The following is a 21975-nucleotide window of genomic DNA, read 5'->3' on the forward strand; positions in this document are numbered from 1 at the left end:
CGCCTGGAGCTCCCATGAATACTCAAAAAAACATCTTGGCCTTGCACTCCACAGTCGCAAAACACTCGACGTTGGCGATGGACATCGACATTGCGACAACGGTGGGTTTCGATGCATTGGAGATCTATGGCGGCAAACTGGAAGCGTATTTAGCGGCTGGTTATTCCGAGCTGGAACTCAAAGCGTTGCTCAAGGGTATGCCTGTCACAGGGATCGGTTACCTGAGGGACATCGAACGCCAGGGCGCCGAGCGCGATGATCTGCTGAAGGAAGCGGAACGGCTTTTCCAGTTGGCCAACTGGGTCGGAGCCAAAGGCGTTCAAGTGCTCACCGGGCCTATCAATGTCCAGGCGGTGATCGATTACCAGCAGCATGGCAGGAGCACTCACTACACCGGCCTATTGGGTTTGGACGAGGCCGAACAGTGTGCGTTGACCGCCAGAAATCTTGCAGTACTGGCTGATCTGGCCAAGCAGTATGGCGTGCTTCTTTATCTCGAAGCGTTGTCCTGGACGCCACTGAATACGCTGGACCATCAACTGCGGCTGATTGATCTCACCGAACGCGACAACGTCAAAATGGTGATCGATTACTGGCATTGCTTTACGTCCGACGTTAAGCCGCAAGACATCGCGCGTTTGAACAAAGACCTCATTTATGGCGTGCACGTATGCGACTCGCTGCCGTTCGAAGGGAGGATCCCCAACGAAGAAGTACTGCGGGATGTGCCGACGGGCAGCGGCATATTGAATCTGCTTGAGTGGACGTCCGCAGTGAGGGCTACCGGTTACGAAGGATGGTGGAGCTGTGAGCTGTTCTGCAAAAAACAGCAGCAGCAAAACAGTTATGAGGTCGCGAAAGATTTGAAGACGCTTCTGACCCGACTCGTTGGGCTGTAATGCGCTGCTCATTCGAATCCAAAACTCCTCTTTTTCAATGTGCACCCTCTTAAAGGTCTTAAGTCGTCATGGTGGATTTCATCGTAATCGGAGGTGGTTCGACAGGCTGCACAGTGGCATCGCGACTCAGTGAAGATGCCTGTGCGTCAGTGGTTCTTTTCGAAGAAGGGCCACGCGACCGCAACCCCTACATTCATATTCCCGGGGCCTACTACAAAACCGCGCAAGGTCCGCTGCTCAAGCGGTACGCGTGGGAGCCCACCGAAGAGCAACGCCGTGTCGAAACACCGACCATGGTCCAAGCCAGCGTGTTGGGAGGCGGGAGTTCGGTCAATGCGATGATTTACATACGCGGCGTCCCCGCCGATTACGACGGCTGGGTCGAGCAGGGGGCCGCAGGATGGTCTTATGAAGACGTATTGCCGTACTTCAAAAAAGCCGAGGATAACGAACGCTTTTGTAACGACGTCCATGGTGTCGGCGGACCACTGGGTGTTTCCGACCCCATCAACATCCACCCGCTGACCAAAGTGTGGCTGCGCGCTTGCCAGCAATACGGGCTGCCGTACAACGAGGATTTCAACTCCGGCAAACCAGAGGGCTGTGGACTTTATCAAATCACCGCCAAAAACGGTTTTCGAAGCAGTGCGGCAGTGGCCTATCTGGCCCCTGCCAAGTCACGCAAAAACCTGCAGGTGAAGACCGGTTGTCGCGTCATCCGGATTCTGACCGAGGGCAACAAAGCCATTGGCGTTGAATACATCGAGAATGACGTGAGCCACACCCTGCACGCCGAAAAAGAGATCGTGTTATCGGCTGGCGCCATCAACTCGCCCCGATTATTGATGTTGTCAGGTATCGGTCCTGCCGCGCAGCTTGGCAAACATGGCATCAAGGTCGTCAAAGATTTGCCCGGCGTGGGTCAGAACCTTCAGGACCATATCGAAGTGTCGCTCGTCTATGAACTGACAGGACCCCACAGCTACGACAAGTACAAAAAGTGGCATTGGAAAATGATGGCGGGCTTGCAGTACGCCCTGTTCAGGCAAGGCCCAGCGGCCTCCAACTTGATTGAAGGCGGCGCTTTCTGGTGGGCAGACAAAGCGGCAATCAACCCAGACATCCAATACTTCATGGTCGTCGGCGCGGGCATCGAAGAGGGGGTGGATTCTGTTCCAGGGGGCAATGGTTGTACCTTGAACCTGGGCCAGATCCGTCCCAGGTCCAGAGGGTACGTCGAACTGTTTTCAGCGGATCCACTGGCGCCCCCACGCATCGTGCCCAACTATTTTTCTGACCCCTATGACATTGACAGCCTGGTTGATGGTTGCCTGGTGGGTGAAGAGATCATGTCCCAAGCCGCTTTCAAGCCCTACCTTGCAAGGCGTCATGTTCCGGACGAGGCTGTGAAGTCTCGAGAAGCGATGAAGAAATTCTGCCAGGAAGAGGCCCATGCAGCGCTGCATCCTTCCGGGACCTGCCGCATGGGGGTGGATGAACAATCCGTTGTCGCTCCAGATCTCAAGGTGCATGGCATTGAAGGGCTGCGGGTAGCGGATGCGTCAATCATGCCCACATTGATCTCAGGGAACCCTAATTCGGTGTGCATCATGATTGGCGAAAGAGCGGCCGACATGATCAGGAACGGCCAATAGGTCGATACTCAATAGGACACTTCATCGAGGCGCGGCCGTGATAAGTGCATACTGTCATGGCCGTGCCTTTTTGGTTCATGCGTAGTTGCCGATCAACCACAACGTGCAACAAGTACTTAACGCCAATAGCAAAATTCCGCTGAGCATTTTTGCTTTGAGTCCAAGTGAAGGCTTCGTTTCAATGGGCTTGGCCCTGGGATCAAAAGGCTTCAAGCGGAGTCTCGTTAGCTGGCCTGTCGCATAAAACACGCTGTGCATGGCATGTACCCCTTGTGAGTCGTTTCTGCTCAAGTGGAGGCGGACCAGTGCCTCTTTTGGGATGGGAGCAATCTGCATGCCATCGTTGGAGCGGGCTCGTCGGAGTGGGGACATCCGCTACGCTGATCGGAGCTGAGCTTCGATCGCAGTCTTATCGATGACCGACCAGACCTCGCGGATCCTGCCGTCCTCGAACGCGTAGAAGACGTTTTCGGCGAAGGAGATGCGTGTCCCATTCACCGCCAGGCCCAGGAATTCCCCAATCGGCGTGCAATTGAACGCCAGGCGAGCCGCCAATTTAGGTGGGTCGATCACCAGAAATTCAATGGCGAAGCGCAAGTCGGGAATGGCCCGATAATCCGCTTCCAGCATGCTTCGATAGCCGTGCAACCCTAATGGTTTCGCGTTGTGAACCACATCCGGGTGCACAAGATGGCCCAGGTTTTCCCAGTCCTGTGCATTCAGGCAGGCGATGTAGTCGCTATAAAAATCGGCAAGGTTCGGGCTCATGGGGCTGATTCTCCTCATCATGTCTGTTCTTGCTTTTGCGATCCTAGGTCCTGTTGTCATGTCTCATCAAGGCAGTGAGCAGAACAGAAAGTCACCGGCGCAGGCATTGACAATGGTCATCACGTCGCTGAAGAGGCGCCGGTCGAGTTGGCTTGCGCACTGGAGGAGCCCCAAGGCGCACTGATTGTTCACCAATCGTGTTCCATGCCATCGCCTGAAGGCTATTGATGGGCTTTTCATTGAGAATATCCTTCGTGCATCCGTGACCCGGCACAACAGAGCGCATCGTAATGAACAGCCCTCGTACTCTCTACCAGAAACACATCGATAGTCACACCGTCGCTACTCTGGACGATCAGGGGCATGTATTGCTCTACATCGACCGCCAGGTGGCCAACGAATACACCAGTCCCCAAGCTTTCAGCGGGCTTCGCGAAGCGAAGCGGGGTGTCTGGCGTCCTCGCGCGACGCTGGCGGTCGTCGACCATGTCAACCCGACCAGTGCGAACCGTATTGCGGCCATGCCCGATGCCGATGGGGCCTTGCAGGTCTCGTACTTCGAAGAGAACTGCCGGGACTTCGGTATCGAGCTTTTGGATTTGCTGGACAAGCGTCAGGGGATCGAACATGTGGTCGCGCCGGAGCAGGGTTTCATCCTGCCGGGTATGGTGGTGGCCGCGGGCGACAGTCACACCACGACCTACGGGGCCCTGGGGGCGCTTGGTTTTGGTATTGGTACCTCCGAAATCGAGCATCTCCTGGCGACCCAGACGCTGGTCTACAAGCGTCTGAAAACCATGCGTGTCACGGTCACTGGCAAACTGGGCATGGGTGTTACCGCAAAGGACATCATCATGGCCTTGATCGAAAAGATCGGCGCGTCGGGAGCGACCGGCTACGCCATTGAATTCGCCGGTCCTGTCATCAACGCGTTGAGCGTTGAGGCGCGGATGACCATCTGCAACATGGCTGTGGAGGCCGGCGCACGGGGTGCATTCATGGCGCCCGATGAAAAAGTGTTTGCCTACGTCAAATCCAAACCCCGAGCCCCCCAAGGCGAATATTGGAAAGTTGCTGAAAGAAAGTGGCGCGAGCTGTTCACCGACGAAGGCGCGGTGTTCGACCGCGAAATCCTGTTGGATGTGGATGCTCTGGAACCTATGGTGACCTGGGGAACCAGCCCGGACCAGGCATCGTTTGTTGGTGGCAGTGTTCCAGATCCGACGTCCGTCGACGATCCGATCTTGCGCCAAAGCATGCAGCGCGCCTTGACCTACATGGGGCTGGAAGCCGGCATGGCGTTGAGCGACGTGCAGATCAGCCATGCCTTCATTGGTTCCTGCACCAACGCGCGCATCGAAGATTTGCGTGATGTCGCACGGGTGGTGAAAGGCAGGAAAGTCGCCTCGACGGTGCGGGCGATGATCGTCCCCGGATCAACGTTGGTGCGTGCCCAGGCGGAGGAGGAAGGCCTGGCCAGGATCTTCCTCGATGCCGGTTTTGAATGGCGCCAATCCGGATGCTCAATGTGCCTGGCCATGAACGATGACGTACTCGCCCCGGGTGATCGTTGCGCATCCAGCACCAATCGAAATTTTGAAGGTCGTCAGGGGGCGGGCGCACGGACCCACCTCATGAGCCCGGCGATGGTTGCCGCTGCGGCCATCCGTGGCCGCCTGACGGACGTACGCCTGTTGGCCGAGGAGGCTTGAACCATGGAACCTTTTGAGATCGTGACTGGGAAAGCCGCGCCATTGCTCGCGCCTAACATCGATACCGACCTCATCATGCCCAAGCAGTTTCTTAAGGGGATCGATCGGAGCGGTCTGGATAGAGGGGTGTTCTTCGACCTGCGTTTCCTTGAGTCTGGCGAGCCAAATCCCGACTTCATCCTCAATCAACCGGCATGGAGCGGGGCCAGTTTCCTGGTGACAGGGTCGAACTTTGGTTGTGGTTCCAGCCGTGAGCACGCGGTATGGGGACTCAAGCAATGGGGGATTCGTGCACTGATCGGAACCAGCTTTGCCGGCATTTTCTACGACAACTGTCAGCGCAACGGCGTGCTCGTCATACAGCTTTGCGAAGCGCAGCTACAGAGGTTGGTTCGCGTCGTGAACAATGGGGCCACCGCGACGATTAGCGTCGATCTGCCGAATCAGCGGATTTGGCTAAGTGAGGGTTCGATCATCGAGTTCACCCTCGACGCGCTGCGCAAGCAATCGTTGTTATCGGGGCTGGACGCTATCGGCGCCACCTTGCAGCGAGCCGCGCAGATTCGTGATTTTGAAGCGCGACACTACTCAGAAACCCCGTGGTTGAACTGAGTCCACAGAAGCGCTTGCCGACCGCGGCCATCGAGCGCTCAAGCGAGGGAGAGCATTTTGAAATGCGCCTCGAAGAACTCGATGCAGGCCCTTAGCTTGGCTGACTGGCTGACCCGCGTCGGGTAGATGGCCCAGACATCGGCGCTCTGGGCATAGTCAGGCAGCACGTGGACCAGATGTCCGCTTTCAAGCAGGGGCTTCACGTCCCACAAGGAGCGCAGGATGATGCCTACGCCACTCAGCGCCCAACGCAACACAATCTCGCCGTTGTTCGATGAAAGCGGACCACTGACGCGGATCGACTCTTCAATGCCGTCTTTCGTCAGATTCCAGATGCCAAACGCGTTGTTACGCTCCTTGAGCACCAGGCAATCATGCCGGGCCAGATCATCCAGGGACGTCGGGACGCCATGCTTTTCCAGGTACCCAGGGGTTGCACAGAGCACCCTGCGGTTACTCACGAGTTTCTTTCCCAAAAGGTGTTGGGGGAGGTCGTAGCCCACCCTGATTTCGAGATCGAAGCCTTCATTGACGATATCGACCATGCGATCAAACACGTCCAGGCGAATCTCCAGTCGAGGGTACCGCTGCGAAAGCGCGGCGACCGCGGGCGCGACATGGTTGCGGCCAAAACCGAAAGAGCTGCAAATATGCAGGCTTCCCTGCAATTGCTGGCGGGCGTCGGTCAGCTCGCTGATGAAGTCATCCATATCCCCCAGCAGTCGAGTCGCGAAGACGCGGACACGTTCGCCGTCGTCGGTCAATGCGACACGTCGGGTTGTGCGGTGCAACAGCTTCGCGCCCAACGCGGCCTCAAGGACGGAGATTCGCTTGCTGACATACGCTGGCGAAAATCCCAGCGCCTCGGCGGCATTACCAAAGCCGTTTTTGCGGATGACGGTGAGGAACACGCGCAGGTCCTCAGGCAGCAAGGATTGTTCTCGATGGGTAGGTTTGCGTCTCATGGCCTGGATTATTCCAATCATGTTATCGGAGTCAGTTTGCAATGATGCGCTAAAAGTTCATGCAACCCGTTGCCTGTAAATGCTTATCGAGCATATTCCGGAGACAAGCTTTTAGCACGCCCGCCTGGAAATGAAAATTAACGCCGGAGCCTTGGCACGATATTGATTGGATATGGCCTGGAATGGCCGATTTGTAGTGTCATTGGTTAAAGATATATGGATAAATTCTGTCCACTTGTCAGCGTAATTTGAGTCTTTATGATTGGCGCACTGAGTACTCTAGAAGAGGTTGTCATGGCGCAGTTATTTGAAGGTTGCGTAAAAGTGATCGTGCCCTGTGGTTCATTAGGGGCGGGTGTTCGAGAAGACGAAATCGCTTATGGGTTGGCGGCGGGTGCGCAAGTAATCGCCACGGATGCAGGTTCAACGGACAGCGGCGCGGCCTATCTTGCACTGGGCAAATCCAAGAACAACCGAGGCGCGGTAAAACGTGACCTGACGATATTGATGAAAGCGCAGTCACGATCCGGTGTGCCGATCATTGTGGGTACCGCAGGACAGGCGGGCGGTAATCTCAATCTGGAGTGGACGCGCGATATTGCCTTGGAAATCGCAAAAGAATTAGGGGTGACACCGAAGATTGCACTCATCTATTGCGAGCAAGACAAGGGCACCATCAAGAAGCTGAACGCAGAAGGTCGTATCACGCCGCTCCCGCCTCATGGCAAGCTGGAAGACGCGACGGTGGACAGTTGTGAACACATTGTCGCGGCTCTGGGAGTGGAACCCTTTATCGCCGCCCTGGACGGCGGTGCTGATATCATATTGGCCGGCCGGGCGACCGATACCGCCGTCATTGCCTGTTATCCCATCTGGAAAGGCGCACCGTGGGGCCCGTCCTGGCATGCCGGCAAGACGGGCGAATGCGGCGTGCAATGCGCCGTAAATCCCACGCTAGGATCGGGAATCTTGCTGAGTGTTGATGCGAACGGCTTCGAAGTCGAGCCGTTGAGCCAGGACAACCAGTGCACGCCCCATAGCGTCTCGGCCCATATGCTCTACGAAAACAGTGATCCATTCCGGTTGGTAGAGCCCGGCGGCATCCTGGATGTTGCCCAGGCGCGATATGCCGACTTGAATGGACGAGCCGTGCGGGTAGAGGGTTCGCGCTGGGAAACAATGCCCTACACGATGAAGTTGGAAGGGGCCTCCGCCGGTTTATATCAAACGATCATGTTGGTGGGCATTCAGGACCCGGATGTACTCAATGATATCGATGGGTTTCACGATCGTTTGCTGGAAGCGCTTTACGCAAGAACCCGCCAGTCTATTCCTGCCGAAGAGTTGGGCGAGTTTCATATTTCCCTGCGTATGTATGGGTGGAATGGCGTCACCGGTGTAACGCCGCCTGCTGGAACATTACCGCCGCCTGAAATAGGTATGTTGTTTGTAGCGACTGCCGCCACTCAGGACATGGCCAATACAATTGCTCACGCCTGTAATCCCTACTTCTTTCATTATCCCAGTGTCATGGGCAAGGAATTACCTTCGTACGGATTCGCATTTACACCTGCGGATATACCCAGAGGACAGATTTATGAGTTCAAATTGAATCACGTGGTGCAACTTGAGAATCCCATGGAGTTGGTCCGTCTTGAATGGATTGAGCTGTCGGACAGGTCGATAGCGATGAAGGAGCTTGCACAATGACTAAGTTGCGTGATGTTTGCCGGCATGTTCGATCCAAACAAGCGGGGCCGTTCTGGATTACGTTCGATGTGTTTTTCAACGGGCGCGAGAATTTCGAGCGTTATTGTGATTGTGCGGCATTGTCCCCGGCGCAATTTGCCAGGCTCTACGGCACCGACCCCGAACGGGTCAAGTGCATTACGGTGCCGAACCTGGAAATGGTCAAGATTTCCTATCCCCGTGCGACGCCACAAGGCGGCATGGTCGAGCGTGACATGCACGCCGGCCAGCAATACGTCCGCTTGCTTGATGTAGTCATCGACTGAGACGGTGGGCGCCACGTCGCGCCTTGACCTGTTCGCCTCATGGACGAGGACTGACCCACCTGTTCAACCCGAGGTAGTTATGACGGACTCGACCGTTGCGATGCGGCTTGCACGCTATGCCCACGCATTCAGAAAACAGCACTTGCCTGAAGCGATCATCCACCTCGTACGCCAGCGCTTCATCGACAGCCTGGCGTGCGTGCTGGGTGCCTATGAGGCTGATCCGGTAAAGGCCGCCGTGCGTTATGCCGCCGCCAATACCGCGAAATCATCCAGCGTATTTGGTACCAACCTGCAAACAACGCCGGAAATCGCGGCCTTCACCAATGGCCTGATGGTTCGTTTCCTGGACTATAACGACGGCTATATGGGCCTGGAGCCGGGTCATCCCAGTGACAACATTCCAGCTTGCCTCGCCGTGGCGCAAGCCGAAAACGCAACCGGCGTCGAACTGATTTCGGCCATCGTCCTGGCCTATGAAATCCAGATGCGTCTGCAGGATGCGGCAAGCTTGAACAAGCGTGGCTGGGACCACGTCAATTACATCAACGTCGCGATGGCAGCTGCGGCCTCCAACCTGATGAAACTGAACGTGGCGCAGACGGAGCAAGCGATCAACATCGCCGTGAGTGGTCACTTGGCCATGCGTCAGGTGCGCAGTGGGGCGTTGTCCGACTGGAAGGGCTGCTCTGCCGCCAACGCGGCGCGTAATGCCATCTTCGCCGCCCAGTTGGCGCGCCATGGCATGACAGGGCCATCGCCGGTCTTTGAAGGTGAGATGGGCTTCTTCAAGCTGGTTTCGGGACCGTTCGAACTGGATACGAATCATTTTGGTACACCCGCCACAGGTGATTACGCCATACGACGCTCCCTGACCAAGACGTTCCCCACCAATGGCGAGTTGCACACTGCTGTCTGGGCGGCGCTGGACATCCGCAAGCGGATCGAGGGGGTACAGGATATCGCCGCCATTACGATCGAAACGTCCGAATTCAACCGTCGGGTGCTGGCCGATAGCCCCGAGAAATGGTTGCCGAGCACCAGGGAAACAGCAGATCACAGCCTGCCTTATAACGTGGTCCGGGCTTTGCTCGATGGCGATATCACGGTGGGCTCCTATCGCCCTGAGAAGATTGCCGACCCTGCGGCGATTGCCTTGATGAACAAGGTCAGTGTCGTCGAGGACCCGGCGTTGACCGCTCTGTTCCCACGGCACCTGGCCAATCGTGTCAGCGTGACCTTGGTTTCCGGCGAGCGCATCGTGAGCGAGAGGATCACCGGGCCCGGGTCAGTCGAAACGCCGATGACCGATCACGATTTCGAACGTAAATTCCGGCGCATGGCGATGCCGCATATCGACGCATCGGCACAGGCCGAAGTGTTGGAGTTCGTGGCTGGCCTTGAAAGGCAAACCGAGTTCCAGCCGCTGTTTTCGGCGATGGCTGTCTCGTAGCCGGTCTGTCGCTTCAAAGCGTACCCGCCAAAGGCGCGACCGAGCGGGGGCTTAACGGCGGGCAGTCTCGGTGGCCCTAGGCAAAGTCCCTACATAATGGGCGCGAGCGCGGGAATCATGGTGCTGGTTGTATTGCTCGCTGGCATGGGCTATCCAACCGATCATGCGACCGACGCCCGCCAATGAGATTTCCTGTCCATGCAGCCCCAACTTTTGGCCGATGAAGCTCACCAGAAGGATGAATTCCGGTGGGTATGCTACGAGTTCCGAGGCCACCGAAAATGCTTTCTGCAGTTTTGCGAAGTCGCTGTCGCCCTCGAACGTCGCCGTCAACGCCGCCATGAGATTGCTGGCTCGCGGGTCGTTGATGGCATGGACGTGGGGGCCGAAGCCGACAATGTGTCCGTCTTGGCTGTAGCGCTGCAAGATAGGTCGCGCAGGGTCAGCGGCCGAGCAGATTTCCTCGATCATCCGGCTGGCGGCTTCATTTCTGCCATAGGCGATTTTGTGACCCCGGGCTGCGGCAAGTCCGGCAATGACCGCGTAGTAGGGGGTGGCCCCGGTCGTGGCGGCGACACGGACGCTGTGGGTGGTGTGATCCAACTCGTGGTCGATACTGAGGATCAGCAGGCGCCGGATCAGGTCGGCGTACTCCGGTGGAGCGCCGCAGGCCTGGGCGATGAACTCGTGCAAGGGTTGCGCACTCGGCTCGGTCGCTCCCACCACCAAGGCGGCAAACCATCTCACGACATCTGCGCCCGTGCGCGCGTAGCTGTCCGTGGAAAGGTCGAAGGCCTTGGGATTTTCTCTTTGCACCAGTGGGAAAAGCGCGATGGCTTTTTCCGGAGCGGACATGTGTTCGTAGATCTTCAGCAGCTTGATGCTGTCTCTCGGTACACGGGGCAGCGACGCGCCGAACGCCGACGGCACTTGCCAGATCAATTCGGCGACTTCTTCAACCGTTGCGCGGTCAGCAAGCTCGACGACGTCATGGCCCCGATAAAATAGGCCATCATCGGTGATCAGCGTAATCGCGCTATCCGACGGTGACGAGCGCCTGGACACCTGCTTCTCTCCCGCCGGGCGCTTGACCAGGCGCTGGATGTCTTCGGCCCAATAGCGGCGCTTGGGCGAACCCGGGATCTTGAGGGAACGGATATTTTTGCGGCTGACGTAGGCATACAGCGTCGGCAGGCTGATCCCGAGCATGGCTGCCGCCTCTTCTGCCGAAAGATAGAGGTCTTCTTGTTCTGGCATGGTGGGTCCGGTCAGGTTGATTGAAAGACGTACATGTTTATTAGATATAGCGTCATTTCGTCAATGTCTGCAAGAGGGCGGTTTTCGTTCAACCCTGTCCTGCGTCGTTTCTCCAAAATAGTACGATTGACGGCGGATATTGACGAAAAAAATCAAGATTTACAGGCTTTCACCCCCTATATAGATTTCGGGTGAGCAGAAGTTGTTCACATTGATTTTCGATGACTCGATAACAATAAAAACGAGAAGGTGAAACGCATGGCTTGGTTAGGTTTCGCAATGGTCGCCACGTTTATGGCATTGATCATAAGCAAGCGACTTTCTGCAGTGACGGCACTCATCCTCATTCCGGTTGCTTTCGGGCTGGCCAGTGGGGTGGGGCCGGAGCTGGGTGGGATGGTGATGAGCGGCGTCAAGCAAGTGGCGCCCACGGCACTGATGTTGATGTTTGCAATCCTGTATTTCGCGATCATGTTCGACGCTGGACTCTTTGAGCCCGCCGTGCGGCGGATTTTGCGGTATGTCGGCAATGATCCGCTTCGAGTTGTGCTGGGCACGGCCTTGTTGGCTGCCGTTATTTCGTTCGATGGGGACGGCGCGACGACGGTCTTGATTGTCACCACCGCTTTCCTGCCGCTGTACCTGCGTCTGGGGATGAATCCGCTCATCCTGGCGTTGATGCTCCTTTTGACCAATACCGTGGTGAACCTGATTCCCTGGGGGGGGCCAGTCGCCCGCGCCGCCAGTGCCCTTCACCTTGATGTGGCGCCAATGTTCCTGGGATTGGTACCGGCCATGTTCGCGGGTCTTGCCTACGCATTCGCCGTGGCGTTCTGGATCGGCCACAAGGAGCGGCGCCGCTTGGGTTGGACGCCCGGCACCCAGGACGTTGCCCCGCGGGAGGTCGCCTTGCCGACCGTGCAATCCGACACACAGCGGCCGAAGCTTTTCTGGGTAAATCTGGCGCTCACCGCAGGGCTCATGTACGCCATGGCGACTGGGTTGGCACCTCTGCCGATGTTGATGATGGTGGGGTTTTCCCTGGCCTTGCTGATCAACTACCCGCGTTTGTCGGAACAGAAGGCGCGGGTCGCGGCCCATTCTGAAAGTGTCCTGATGGTCATCGCCCTGATCTTCGCTTCAGGTGCGTTTACCGGGATCTTGTCAGGCACCGGAATGATCGATGGCATGTCGGCGAAAATCGTCCAACTGATTCCCGACGGCGGCGGACAGTACTTCGGCATCATTACCGCACTGGTCGCCTTGCCGCTGAATTTCCTGTTGTCCAACGACGCGTTTTTCTTCGGGATCTTGCCAGTACTGGGAGCGGCAGGTGCCGAGTACGGTATCGACCCGATGCACATAGGCCGCGCGGCGGTACTGGGGCAACCTGTCCATGCACTCAGTCCGTTGGTAGCCGCGGTTTATCTCATCAGCGGGATCATCAAGCGCGACATGGGGGACATGCAACGCTACTGCCTGCTCTGGGCCATCGGCAGCAGTCTTGTGCTGATTGTGACAGCTGTTATTACACGGGCAATTATCTGATCCATTAGTTCGCTGCGCCGAGTTTGAATGACGCCCAGTCGCGTCTGCTCACGTCAAAATAAAAATAATAGATGAGGTGGTCGATGAAATCGATTAACGCCGTCGCTATGACGTTGCTGTCGACATTGTTTGTGTCTGAAGTTTGTCTTTCGGCAACGATCAGTAATCCGGACAGGTTCCAGCATGAAGGGAAGTTGAACGCCTATCTTCGATCCATGTATATCAATACACGAATATCCAACGACTTGATCGAGGATCGGTTTGGTGGTTTTCCGGATGGTGCCGAATTGGGCGGGACAGGGGTTGGCGCGATCCTGGACTATAACTCCAGCTATTGGGCCGGCGTTGCAGGGTTTGATGCCTCTTTGTATGGCGTGGCGATGATTGATTCGAAAGATAATGGACGGGATTTGTTTGATGATACCGATGGCACTAACGGTGGCTTCGCCAAAGTTGGCCAGAGCTATTTAAAGTTGCGTTACGAGGGCGACGGCTGGAATACCGATTCGCAAATAGGCCGGGGTCGGTTCGATGCAGGGACGCTGGTCACGCTCGACACTCGGATCGTTCCAGGCTCTTATCAAGGAGGCCGCGCCCACCTGAATTTTACCGAGATGGGCATTGGTCCGCTGCCCGGTACGTTGGGGTTTGAAACCGCCTACATCAACCGCACGTCTCCTCGCGACCGGGAGCACTTCGAACACCTGTTGAGCCAGTCGGGCGAGGAAATAAAAGACCTGTACACCTATGGCGTCAAATACGATTTGAAGGCCATCGAGCTGGAGTACGACCATGGTGTGTCGCGGGACTTCAATGAAAACACCCGTTATGGACTGACGCTGAAAGCACCTCTTGGCGATAAAGCCGGCATTGTATTCGATACTCAATACTATGAGTTTCAAAAAGCCGGGCGCATCTGGGAGCGAGATTGGCAGGCCGGCGAGGCCGCTTATGATGATGACGCGACGTGGCTGAATATGAACTTGGGTTTGTTGCTCGATAAACTTCGCCTGGGCCTTTCATATTCCGAGACAAAAGCCGAGCTGAGCAATGGGCAACTCGGCTATGCCTATTTTGATCACGCTGACAATGTCGACGGCAAGATGGACGCCTGGACACGTTCCGGTAACGACTTCAATAATCACGGTGAACGTACCTGGCAAATAGGCGCTGAATATGACTTGAGCGGGCATACGTTGTTAGGGACTTCGCTGGATGGCTTTAAAGTCATGACCATTTACAAACAAGGCAAATTCGACGCCACCGATCCTTTCAACGGCCGGCGTACTGACGTACACGAACGACAGAATGAATATCGTCTCTATTATCGCTTCGACGAAAAGGATTACGCCGGACTTTCAGTGGGTTTGATTTATATCGATTACCGAATCGACCAGGACTTTGTTGCCCTTGTGTCCGCTCAACCCGACAACGTGGTGAGCGGTTCGGAAGCTCGGGTGTATGTGGACTACGCATTTTGATTGCCGGGCACAGTTATCGGGAGGCCAGTGATGTCTAAACCTCGCCATACCATAGTGGTTACACAGCGCTTCTTCGATTCAGAAACCGTGCACTTCCTGCAGAGCCATGGCTGTGATGTTGTTGTCGCGCAACTGGCTCAGGGGCAAGGGGATGGTGACCTGAGCGAACGCCAGTTGATCGATCTCCTGGAAGACGCCGATGGCTGGATCGTTGGGCACGCGAACGTCACATCGAGCCTGTTGGGAGCGCTCCCGCGCCTGCAAGTCATTGCCCGTCGTGGCGTGGGCTACGAGCGGGTCGATACAGCCGCGGTAGAGGCGGCGGGGAAGGTGGCGACCATCGCCGTCGGCGGCAACGACGCCAGCGTCGCTGACCACACCGTCGCGTTGATGCTCGCCGTGTGTCGTCAGCTCAAGCGATGCCAGTCGGGGTTGTCTGCCAGTGACTGGTCGATTCCCCTTGGGGGCGATTTGTACCGCAAGACCGTCGGCATCGTCGGCTTGGGCCGTATTGGTCGAGGCGTGCTGCAGCGCTTGTCCGGGTTTGAAGTCACGCCGCTGATCCACACCCCTCATTCGGACGGCGCACAGGCCGACGGAATCCCCCGACGTTGCTTTGTCGACCTGGAAACGCTGCTCGAGGAAAGCGATTTTATCTCCCTGCATGCGCCGCTCAACCCGCATACCCACGGCCTGATCGATAGCCGTGCGCTGAAACGGATGAAACCGTCCGCGATGCTGATCAATACCGCGAGGGGTGGGCTGGTACGTGATGCGGACCTGCTATGGGCTCTGCGGGAAAACCGGTTGGCCGGGGCAGGGCTCGACGTCTTCGAAAGCGAGTCGGATCCGCTGCTTTCGGCCGTGACCGAACAACTCATCCAGCTCCCCAACGTGATCGTGACGCCTCATGTTGGCGCTTCCACGGTCGAGGGGCTCAATCGTACGAATCTGATTGCCGCGCAATGTGCGGTGGCCGTCCTGGAGGGGGGTAATCCGCCGAGCCATTGCGTCATCGCTGACGGACGTCGTTCTACAGGCTTGAAGGAGAATCCATGAATATTTCGATCAAAGTACTGACGCCCACGGGCGCCATTGGCACCGGTTTTCCACGGGCGGCGTTTGATCAGGCGTTGCTGGAACGACCGGACGTGATTGCAATGGACGCGGGGTCCACCGACTCCGGTCCGCATTACCTGGGCACCGGCACGACCAAAGCTTCGGCCACGATACTGCGGGCCGAGTTGCGCGTGTTCATGCAGGCGCGGGCAGCGCTGGGCATCCCGCTGATCATCGGCAGCTGCGGCACCTGTGGTTCCGACGCAGGGGTCGATCTGATGCGGGGCCTGTGCGAGGAAATCGCCGCCGAACTCGGTCAGGTCGTACGCATCGCGAGCCTCTACAGCGAGCAACCGGCAAGCGTCGTGAAACAAGCGCTGGTGCAGGGGCGCATCAGGCCCTTGCAACTGGATCATATCGACGATGCACTGGTCGAGCGCTGCTCGCGTATTGTCGCGCTGATGGGCGTGGAGCCCTTCATTCGTGCGCTTGAAGCCGGTGCGGATATCGTCTTGGCAGGACGCTCCACGGACACGGCGGTGATGGCTTCGCTGCCCATCCTGCGCGGGGCCCATCAGGGCGCGGCGTGGCATGCCGGAAAGATTCTGGAGTGCGGCGCATCATGCACGACGACGCCCGCCAACGCAGTGGTGATGGCAACGATCGACGACACAGGATTCACCATCAAGGCCATCGGCGAGGGCGCACGGCTCACGCCACGATCGGTCATGGCCCACATGCTGTATGAAAACAGCAACCCTTATGTACTCGTCGAGCCCGGTGGCGTACTGCACGTGGAAGGGGCGGTCTACACCGCGTTGGACGAACAGACCGTGCGAGTCGAGGGCTCGGTCTGGAAGCCCAGCGAAGACTACACCGTCAAGTTGGAAGGGGCAGCACCGTGCGGCTTCCAATCGGTGGTCATGAGCATTGTCCGTGATCCGGAATACGTCGAGCGCTTTGATGAGTGGCTTGCCTACCTGGATTCGGTCATGCGTCAGCGAATTGAAAAACACCTGGGCATCGGCGCCGATGACTATGACTTGCAGTTCCGCGCCATCGGCAAGAACTCAGCCTTGGGAGCGCTTGAGTCACGGACGGGGACACCTGTGGAGATCGGCGTCATGGCGATCGCCACGTCGGCGACCGCTGAGCGCACCCAAGATATGGTCGCGTTGCTCAACCCTTACCTGCTGCACTTTCCGTTGCCCGGCGACAAAGACCTGCCCACCCATGCGTTCCCTTTCTCACCGGCCTCGATGGATCGGGGCGTGGTGCATGATTTCGTGCTCAGTCACGTGATGGTCGTGGCGGACCCGTTGGCACCTTTCCGGTTTGCGTTCAAAACAGTCGAGGGCGCGTGAGATGAATACTCTGCAAGCATTGGGTTATGAAATCCGTTCCAAGAACGCCGGGCCGTTCTCCCTGACTATCGATGTGTTCTGCAAAGACTCGGTCACCTTCGCGCAACTGGCCGTGGAGCCAAAGCTGCAAGAACCGGCTATCGCAGAGCTTTTCCGCAGGCCCACGGAGTCGATCAGCGTTTTCCCCATCGAGGCGTTGAACGTGATCAAGATAAGCTTGCCGCGACCGGTGGTGCAGGGCGCTTTGCAAGATCGGGACATGCACGGGGCTCAATGGGCGTTCATCCTCTTGGACGCGCTTGAAGCCGATGAGGACGATCGGCCATGAGTCGCGTTGAAAGCTTGTCGGCGGACTCACCTGCAGTTCACCCTGAGCTGGTGGCCGTAGCCACGACGCTGGGTGAACAAGGGTTACTGCCGGTTGTTCACGGAGACCTGCGAAGTGTCCGGGCGCAACTGGAACAGATCAATGCCTGGGCAGCACAGTGTAGCGTGCCGCTGTCTTATGAGCGCACCTTGGGGTTTGCCGTCGATGGCCGAACGGTGCCCTGCAAGCTCTATTGGCCGGAGGGCGATGAGACACCTTGCTTGATGTTCTACTGTCATGGCGGAGGGTTTCGCCACGGTTCGCTCGCTGGCTGGGACGCGCCGCTGCGCCAGCTGGTGCGTGACAGTGGCTTGGCGGTGTTGTCCATCGACTATGCGTTGTCACCGGAATATCGCTTTCCGACGGCGTTTAACGAAGTGGTGTCGATCGTAAGCCGGGTCATCAAGCTCGGGGCTATCACGGATTGCCCCGTACGGGGTTATGCCTTGGGTGGCGACTCGGCAGGCGCCAACCTGGCCCTGGGAGCTGCGATTGCGCTACGCGATGCGGGATTCGATGGGCTGCGGCAGTTGTTGCTGTTCTACGGCAGCTACTCGCGCGACATGAGCTCCGATTCATGGCAACGGCTGGGTGGATACGGGGGGCAGAATCTGTCGATTGAGACCATGAGCGCCTACTGGGCCAGCTACCTGCCCAATGACGAGGAGGATTGGCGGGTGCAGCCGATTATCGCTGATTTGGCCGGGCTGCCACCGATGCAATTGGTGGTTGGCGAACTGGATCCGTTGCTGGATGAAAATCGTGAGCTGGCTCAACGCTTGGAAAGCGCGGGCGTGGCGACACACCTGCAAGTGCTCGCGAACATGCCCCACGGATTTGTCCGATTCAATGAAGTGGCACCGGTTGTGCGCGATGTCATTGCTGCGCAGGGCGGTGCTTTGCGCAAGGCACTTTGCGCTCAGGCGAACCGCCCATGAGCCTGTTCCGTATCATGGGCTTTGCACGAATCTGTGTCGGCCCGTTCATCCTCATGGCGGCCAACGCCCTGGCGGCTGGCACGCTTCCCGTTGGGCCTGAGGCTGGAGACAGGGCGCCGTCGGCGTTTTACCGCTGGCCTGAGGCAATGCCCGAGCTGCCCGGTGTGCTGCTGCGAAGCGAGGCGTTTCCGGTGCAGCCGCAGATGGCCGCGGCCGGGCAGGCTTTGCGCTTGCTCTACAGCTCTGTCGACGAGCGCTGGCGTTCCGGGCTCGTTCCGGTCAGCGGGGCGTTGTACCTGCCGGTTGGAAATCCACCCCCGCACGGCTGGCCGCTGTTGGCCTGGGCCCACGGGACGCTGGGGATTGCCGATGCCTGCGCACCGTCCTGGACCGGCTTGCGAGACCGTGATGCGTCGTACATCAATCGCTGGCTGACCCGTGGCTTTGCTGTTGTCGCCACTGATTATCAAGGCTTGGGAGGGCCAGGCCCGCATCCCTATACCTTCTGGCAGGCCGAGGGGCGCTCTGTCCTGGACTCGATTCGCGCCGCCCGTTCGATCAGGCCAGGCCTGATTGGCAATCACACGATCCTGGCCGGGCAATCCCAGGGTGGAGGGGCTGCGTTGGGCGCGGCGATTCTTGCCGGTGGCTACGCGCCGGAGGTGACTATCCAGGGCGCGGTGCTCACGGCTCCGAACAGCACGTTTCCCCATGGCCCCATGGCGCTGGCGCCGCGCCAGTCCAATATGGTGTTCCTGGCACTGGCGTCCGGTGGCTTGCGCGAGGACGGCCCACGGATAGAAGACATCCTGACAGCCAAAGGTCTTGAACTACTGAGTGTTGCCCGGCAGGGCTGTACCCGTGACATTGCGCTCAAATCCAAAGCGTTGCAGATCGGTTCGTTTGCCGAGCTTTTGACCATCACCCCCGATGCGTTGAACGCTATACGTATCCCAACGACCGACATGCCCCAGGCATCGATCGCCTTTCCGTTATTCATTGCCACCGGCCTGGCTGATCAAACGATCACGCCCGTGCGCCAATATGCGGTCGCTGCGGCGTTGTGTGCTGCTGGCAATCTAGTTACTTGGCGGGCTTATGAAGGCCTGGGGCATGACGGGGTGATGCATGGTTCATTGGACGATGTATTTGCCTTCGCCGCGGACCAGATCCACGGACTGGGTTCTGGCTCGAATTGCTCCGCCTTGACAACGCCCGGTCCGCCGGGTGAACGGGATGCGGGAGCGCCATTCAACGACGACTGACATGCGCCTGTGGGAGCCTGCTCGCCAGGGCTGTTGCGTCCAGGCGACCAGGGCAGTCCGATGCAATGATTACTTTCGCCGCTGAGCCAGGAGCTGAAGGTCCGTGGGCCGAAGCGGCCCGTAACGCTGATTGACCTCGACCGGCTCGATCACAACATCAATTTGGTCATGCAATCGGTCAAAGCGTGCCGGTAGACACTTGTGCCTGGTGGAGACGTTCCTGCCCACGGGGGGCGTCGGTCACTATGACGACGGCCCCCTGTCGGGCCTTCTATGAGCGGACGGCCGATCCCGTTTCTCCCTCAACGGCCACTTGTTACCGGGAATCCTTTCACGCTAAAACTTTTGCAATAAAGCGTCGTAGATCCTCCAGCATCAAACTCGGCTGCTCCCAGGCAGCAAAGTGGCCACCACTCGGCATTTCAGTCCAATGCACGATGTTGAAGGTTTTCTCGGCAAATGACCGCGGCGGCGGTATGAATACAGGATCGCGAAAGGCTGCGAAGCCGGTCGGCACCTGAATCCGGGTTCCTGCGGGAAATTTGCCGGAGCGTTCCAAGCGCTTGCCGTGGTACATCCAGGTCGCCGTGACGAACGACGATGTCGCCACATAGAGCATGATGTTGGTCAGCAACTGCTCTTCATTAAACGTACTCCAGATATCGGGATCACTGTCGGCATTGCGCGGCAAGTCGGCCCACCGTCCAAATTTCTCCAATATCCACGCCGCGGCACCCACCGGACTATCGGCCATGGCCACGCCTAGTGTCTGGGGACGGGTTTCCTGCTCATGGTTGTAGCCCGTTTCCCAGTCCAGGAGCACGTCGCGCTTGGCAACAAACTCCAGTTCTTCCGGTGTGTTTGCCGGGGTGCCTTCGGCGAGCAAGTCGGCCATGTTGAGGTGAATACCATACAACGACTCAGCAAAATCGTGAGCCAGCCAGCCGGCGATACCCGAACCCCAGTCTGCGCCCTGAACGATGTAACGCGATTGTTCAAACAACCGCTCCATCAAGGTCTTCATCAGTTGAGCCGCTCGGCGTGGTCCGATGACCCCGGTGATGGGCGTCGAAAATGCAAATCCCGGTAACGAGGGCACGATTACATCGTGCCCATCTGCACTCAACGGTTGGAGCAGATGTTCGAATTCGATAAACGATCCAGGCCACCCATGCAGTAGCAGGACAGGGGGCTTGGAACCGTCGCCTCGAACATGGAGGAAATGAATGCATTCACCTTCAATATGCGTGGTGAAATGCGGAAGCTGATTAAGCAGTCGCTCTACCTTGCGCCAGTCGTAGACTTGCTCCCAATAACGAGTGAGTCGCTTGAGGTCATCGATTCCCACCCCAGACTTCCAACCGCCGGTATCAGGCATTTGGCTCCAGTCATAGGCACTGACCTTCGTCCTGATGGCATTCAGGCGTTCTTGTGAAATGTGGATCGTGTAAGGCGCAACCATGGGTCTATCCTCCCGAGCCTCATGTGTGGCTACTTTTTAACGATGGGCCGTTCGCGTGAATTTCACATTGCCCTGTTATACGCAATGCTAGACTTCTCACGCACCGCCGATAAGCCCAACAGTCAGCGAAATACCTATGCGCCCTGCGCAAAAGTGAGAGTCCATGGACATCATTGGCGACCTTGAAGTCTTCACGCTTGTAGCCGACACACGCAGCTTTTCGGCCGCTGGTCGATCGCTCAACCTGGCCCCCTCGTCTGTGTCGCGCGTCGTTGATCGCCTTGAGGCACGCCTCAATGTCCGGCTGCTACTGCGAACCACTCGAGCGCTGACTCTTACGGCCGAGGGAGCGACCTACCTGTCTTCGGCACGACGAATTCTTGCTGACCTTAAAGAGACCGAACAACTGATCGCTGATCGAAGCTCGCCGCGTGGGCGCCTGCGGATCAGCGCATCGATCTTGTATGGCAAAACATTCCTGCTGCCGCTGCTAAAGGAGTTTACTCATCGGTATCCGGACATTCTGGTCGATATAAATTTGACGGACACTGTCGTCGACATCAGCGCAGGCCAGGCCGATGTCGCCTTGCGGCTCGGCCCTCTGGCTGATGCTCCCTTGGTTGCACGAAGACTGTGGAAAACCCGCAAGGTGATCGTCGCGTCACGCGATTATTTGGCTGCGCGGGGAACCCCTCAGGTACCTGAAGACCTGCATGATCACGATTGCATCGACTTCAACTTCAAGCGCGCCGCTCCAGGCTGGCCTTTTATCAAAGATGGCAATGAATACGCCCTTAAGATCAAAGGCAGCATAGAAACCAACAATGGCGATACTCAGGGCCAACTGGCGCTTGAGGGCCTGGGCATAGCCCGCGTGTGTGCCGAGACCGTTCAGCAGGCTATTGAGGCGGGGCAATTGGTGCCACTTCTGGAGGCGTTCAATCCAGGTGATGGCGAGGAGGTACACGTAGTGTTCATGGGCGGCCCGCACCTGCCGGCCCGCGTGCGCTGCTTCGTTGACTACCTAGTGAAGTCCCTTGGCGAAGGGCTTTTGCGGGTGTAGTGAATCAGTTAAGAAGCCTACTCGGGCAGTCTCCTTTCTCGCTTTCGCCGCAACGCAAAAGCCCGATTAAGTCGGAGCTTTCTAATTTCTAA

19 protein-coding genes and 1 pseudogene are annotated in these 21975 nt (G+C 57.7%); 16 read left to right on the top strand and 4 right to left on the bottom strand.

Annotated elements, in window-relative coordinates:
- The first annotated feature begins 14 nt into the window (after positions 1 to 14).
- Positions 15 to 899: a sugar phosphate isomerase/epimerase family protein gene (locus BLU76_RS04345; RefSeq protein WP_092147956.1), complete on the top strand. Its 885-nt coding sequence runs from the start codon at positions 15 to 17 to the stop codon at positions 897 to 899.
- Between the two features lie 68 nt (positions 900 to 967).
- On the top strand, positions 968 to 2554 hold the full coding sequence (locus BLU76_RS04350) for a GMC family oxidoreductase (protein ID WP_092147953.1): 1587 nt from the start codon (positions 968 to 970) through the stop codon (positions 2552 to 2554).
- 375 nt (positions 2555 to 2929) lie between these two features.
- Here the strand turns inward: BLU76_RS04350 and BLU76_RS04355 are convergent, their stop codons facing one another.
- Positions 2930 to 3322, bottom strand: a complete 393-nt coding sequence (locus BLU76_RS04355) for an ester cyclase (protein WP_092147950.1) — start codon at positions 3320 to 3322, stop codon at positions 2930 to 2932.
- A 290-nt stretch (positions 3323 to 3612) separates the two neighbouring features.
- On the opposite strand from BLU76_RS04355, the gene leuC reads away from it, so the two are divergent.
- Both leuC and leuD read left to right on the top strand, forming a co-directional pair.
- A complete protein-coding gene (leuC, locus tag BLU76_RS04365; RefSeq protein WP_092147944.1) occupies positions 3613 to 5034 on the top strand; it encodes a 3-isopropylmalate dehydratase large subunit in 1422 nt (473 codons plus the stop codon).
- A gap of 3 nt (positions 5035 to 5037) precedes the next feature.
- On the top strand, positions 5038 to 5646 hold the full coding sequence (gene leuD, locus BLU76_RS04370; protein WP_092147941.1) for a 3-isopropylmalate dehydratase small subunit: 609 nt from the start codon (positions 5038 to 5040) through the stop codon (positions 5644 to 5646).
- Between the two features lie 38 nt (positions 5647 to 5684).
- Here leuD and BLU76_RS04375 read toward each other — a convergent pair whose 3' ends face one another.
- A complete protein-coding gene (locus BLU76_RS04375) occupies positions 5685 to 6611 on the bottom strand; it encodes a LysR substrate-binding domain-containing protein (protein WP_092147938.1) in 927 nt (308 codons plus the stop codon).
- Between the two features lie 294 nt (positions 6612 to 6905).
- Between BLU76_RS04375 and BLU76_RS04380 the strand changes: the two genes are divergently transcribed.
- The 3 genes from BLU76_RS04380 to BLU76_RS04390 are packed head-to-tail and all read left to right on the top strand — an operon-like array spanning position 6906 to position 10079.
- Complete coding sequence (locus tag BLU76_RS04380) at positions 6906 to 8321, top strand: acyclic terpene utilization AtuA family protein (protein ID WP_092148176.1); 1416 nt, start codon at positions 6906 to 6908, stop codon at positions 8319 to 8321.
- Positions 8318 to 8626 carry a DUF4387 domain-containing protein gene (locus tag BLU76_RS04385; protein ID WP_092147935.1) on the top strand — a complete coding sequence of 103 codons (309 nt, stop codon included), beginning with the start codon at positions 8318 to 8320 and terminating at the stop codon, positions 8624 to 8626. The genes BLU76_RS04380 and BLU76_RS04385 overlap by 4 nt, the downstream gene beginning before the upstream one ends.
- A 4-nt stretch (positions 8627 to 8630) precedes the next feature.
- Entirely contained in the window at positions 8631 to 10079 is a 1449-nt protein-coding gene (locus BLU76_RS04390) for an MmgE/PrpD family protein (RefSeq protein WP_170867272.1), read from the top strand.
- 51 nt (positions 10080 to 10130) lie between these two features.
- Here BLU76_RS04390 and BLU76_RS04395 read toward each other — a convergent pair whose 3' ends face one another.
- Complete coding sequence (locus BLU76_RS04395) at positions 10131 to 11336, bottom strand: citrate synthase (protein WP_092147932.1); 1206 nt, start codon at positions 11334 to 11336, stop codon at positions 10131 to 10133.
- 258 nt (positions 11337 to 11594) lie between these two features.
- Here BLU76_RS04395 and BLU76_RS04400 point away from each other — a divergent pair, with 258 nt between their 5' ends.
- From BLU76_RS04400 to BLU76_RS31780, 8 genes and pseudogenes are all read left to right on the top strand, one after another.
- Complete coding sequence (locus tag BLU76_RS04400) at positions 11595 to 12884, top strand: CitMHS family transporter (protein ID WP_092147929.1); 1290 nt, start codon at positions 11595 to 11597, stop codon at positions 12882 to 12884.
- 83 nt (positions 12885 to 12967) lie between these two features.
- On the top strand, positions 12968 to 14365 hold the full coding sequence (locus BLU76_RS04405) for an OprD family outer membrane porin (RefSeq protein WP_092147927.1): 1398 nt from the start codon (positions 12968 to 12970) through the stop codon (positions 14363 to 14365).
- Positions 14366 to 14395: 30 nt separating this feature from the next.
- Positions 14396 to 15424 (top strand): phosphoglycerate dehydrogenase, encoded by a 1029-nt coding sequence (locus BLU76_RS04410; RefSeq protein ID WP_092147924.1) that lies wholly within the window; start codon positions 14396 to 14398, stop codon positions 15422 to 15424.
- The gene (locus BLU76_RS04415) at positions 15421 to 16788 is read left to right on the top strand and encodes an acyclic terpene utilization AtuA family protein (RefSeq protein ID WP_092147921.1); all 1368 of its coding nucleotides are present in this window, start codon (positions 15421 to 15423) and stop codon (positions 16786 to 16788) included. The genes BLU76_RS04410 and BLU76_RS04415 overlap by 4 nt, the downstream gene beginning before the upstream one ends.
- A gap of 1 nt (position 16789) precedes the next feature.
- Complete coding sequence (locus BLU76_RS04420) at positions 16790 to 17116, top strand: DUF4387 family protein (RefSeq protein ID WP_092147918.1); 327 nt, start codon at positions 16790 to 16792, stop codon at positions 17114 to 17116.
- Entirely contained in the window at positions 17113 to 18093 is a 981-nt protein-coding gene (locus BLU76_RS04425) for an alpha/beta hydrolase fold domain-containing protein (protein ID WP_092147915.1), read from the top strand. The genes BLU76_RS04420 and BLU76_RS04425 overlap by 4 nt, the downstream gene beginning before the upstream one ends.
- A complete protein-coding gene (locus BLU76_RS04430) occupies positions 18090 to 19358 on the top strand; it encodes a lipase family protein (RefSeq protein WP_092147912.1) in 1269 nt (422 codons plus the stop codon). Before BLU76_RS04425 ends, BLU76_RS04430 begins: the two co-directional genes overlap by 4 nt.
- A 60-nt stretch (positions 19359 to 19418) precedes the next feature.
- Positions 19419 to 19605, top strand: a pseudogene (locus BLU76_RS31780) (DSD1 family PLP-dependent enzyme); the annotation flags it as partial.
- 84 nt (positions 19606 to 19689) lie between these two features.
- On the opposite strand, the gene BLU76_RS04435 reads toward BLU76_RS31780, so the two are convergent.
- On the bottom strand, positions 19690 to 20820 hold the full coding sequence (locus BLU76_RS04435) for an epoxide hydrolase family protein (protein WP_092147909.1): 1131 nt from the start codon (positions 20818 to 20820) through the stop codon (positions 19690 to 19692).
- Positions 20821 to 20983: 163 nt separating this feature from the next.
- Here BLU76_RS04435 and BLU76_RS04440 point away from each other — a divergent pair, with 163 nt between their 5' ends.
- Positions 20984 to 21883 carry a LysR family transcriptional regulator gene (locus tag BLU76_RS04440; protein WP_106215908.1) on the top strand — a complete coding sequence of 300 codons (900 nt, stop codon included), beginning with the start codon at positions 20984 to 20986 and terminating at the stop codon, positions 21881 to 21883.
- Positions 21884 to 21975: the final 92 nt, after the last annotated feature.

The sequence above is a fragment of the Pseudomonas sp. NFACC08-1 genome, assembly GCF_900106735.1.
In the GTDB taxonomy this organism is placed as follows: Bacteria; Pseudomonadota; Gammaproteobacteria; order Pseudomonadales; family Pseudomonadaceae; genus Aquipseudomonas; species Aquipseudomonas fluorescens_Q.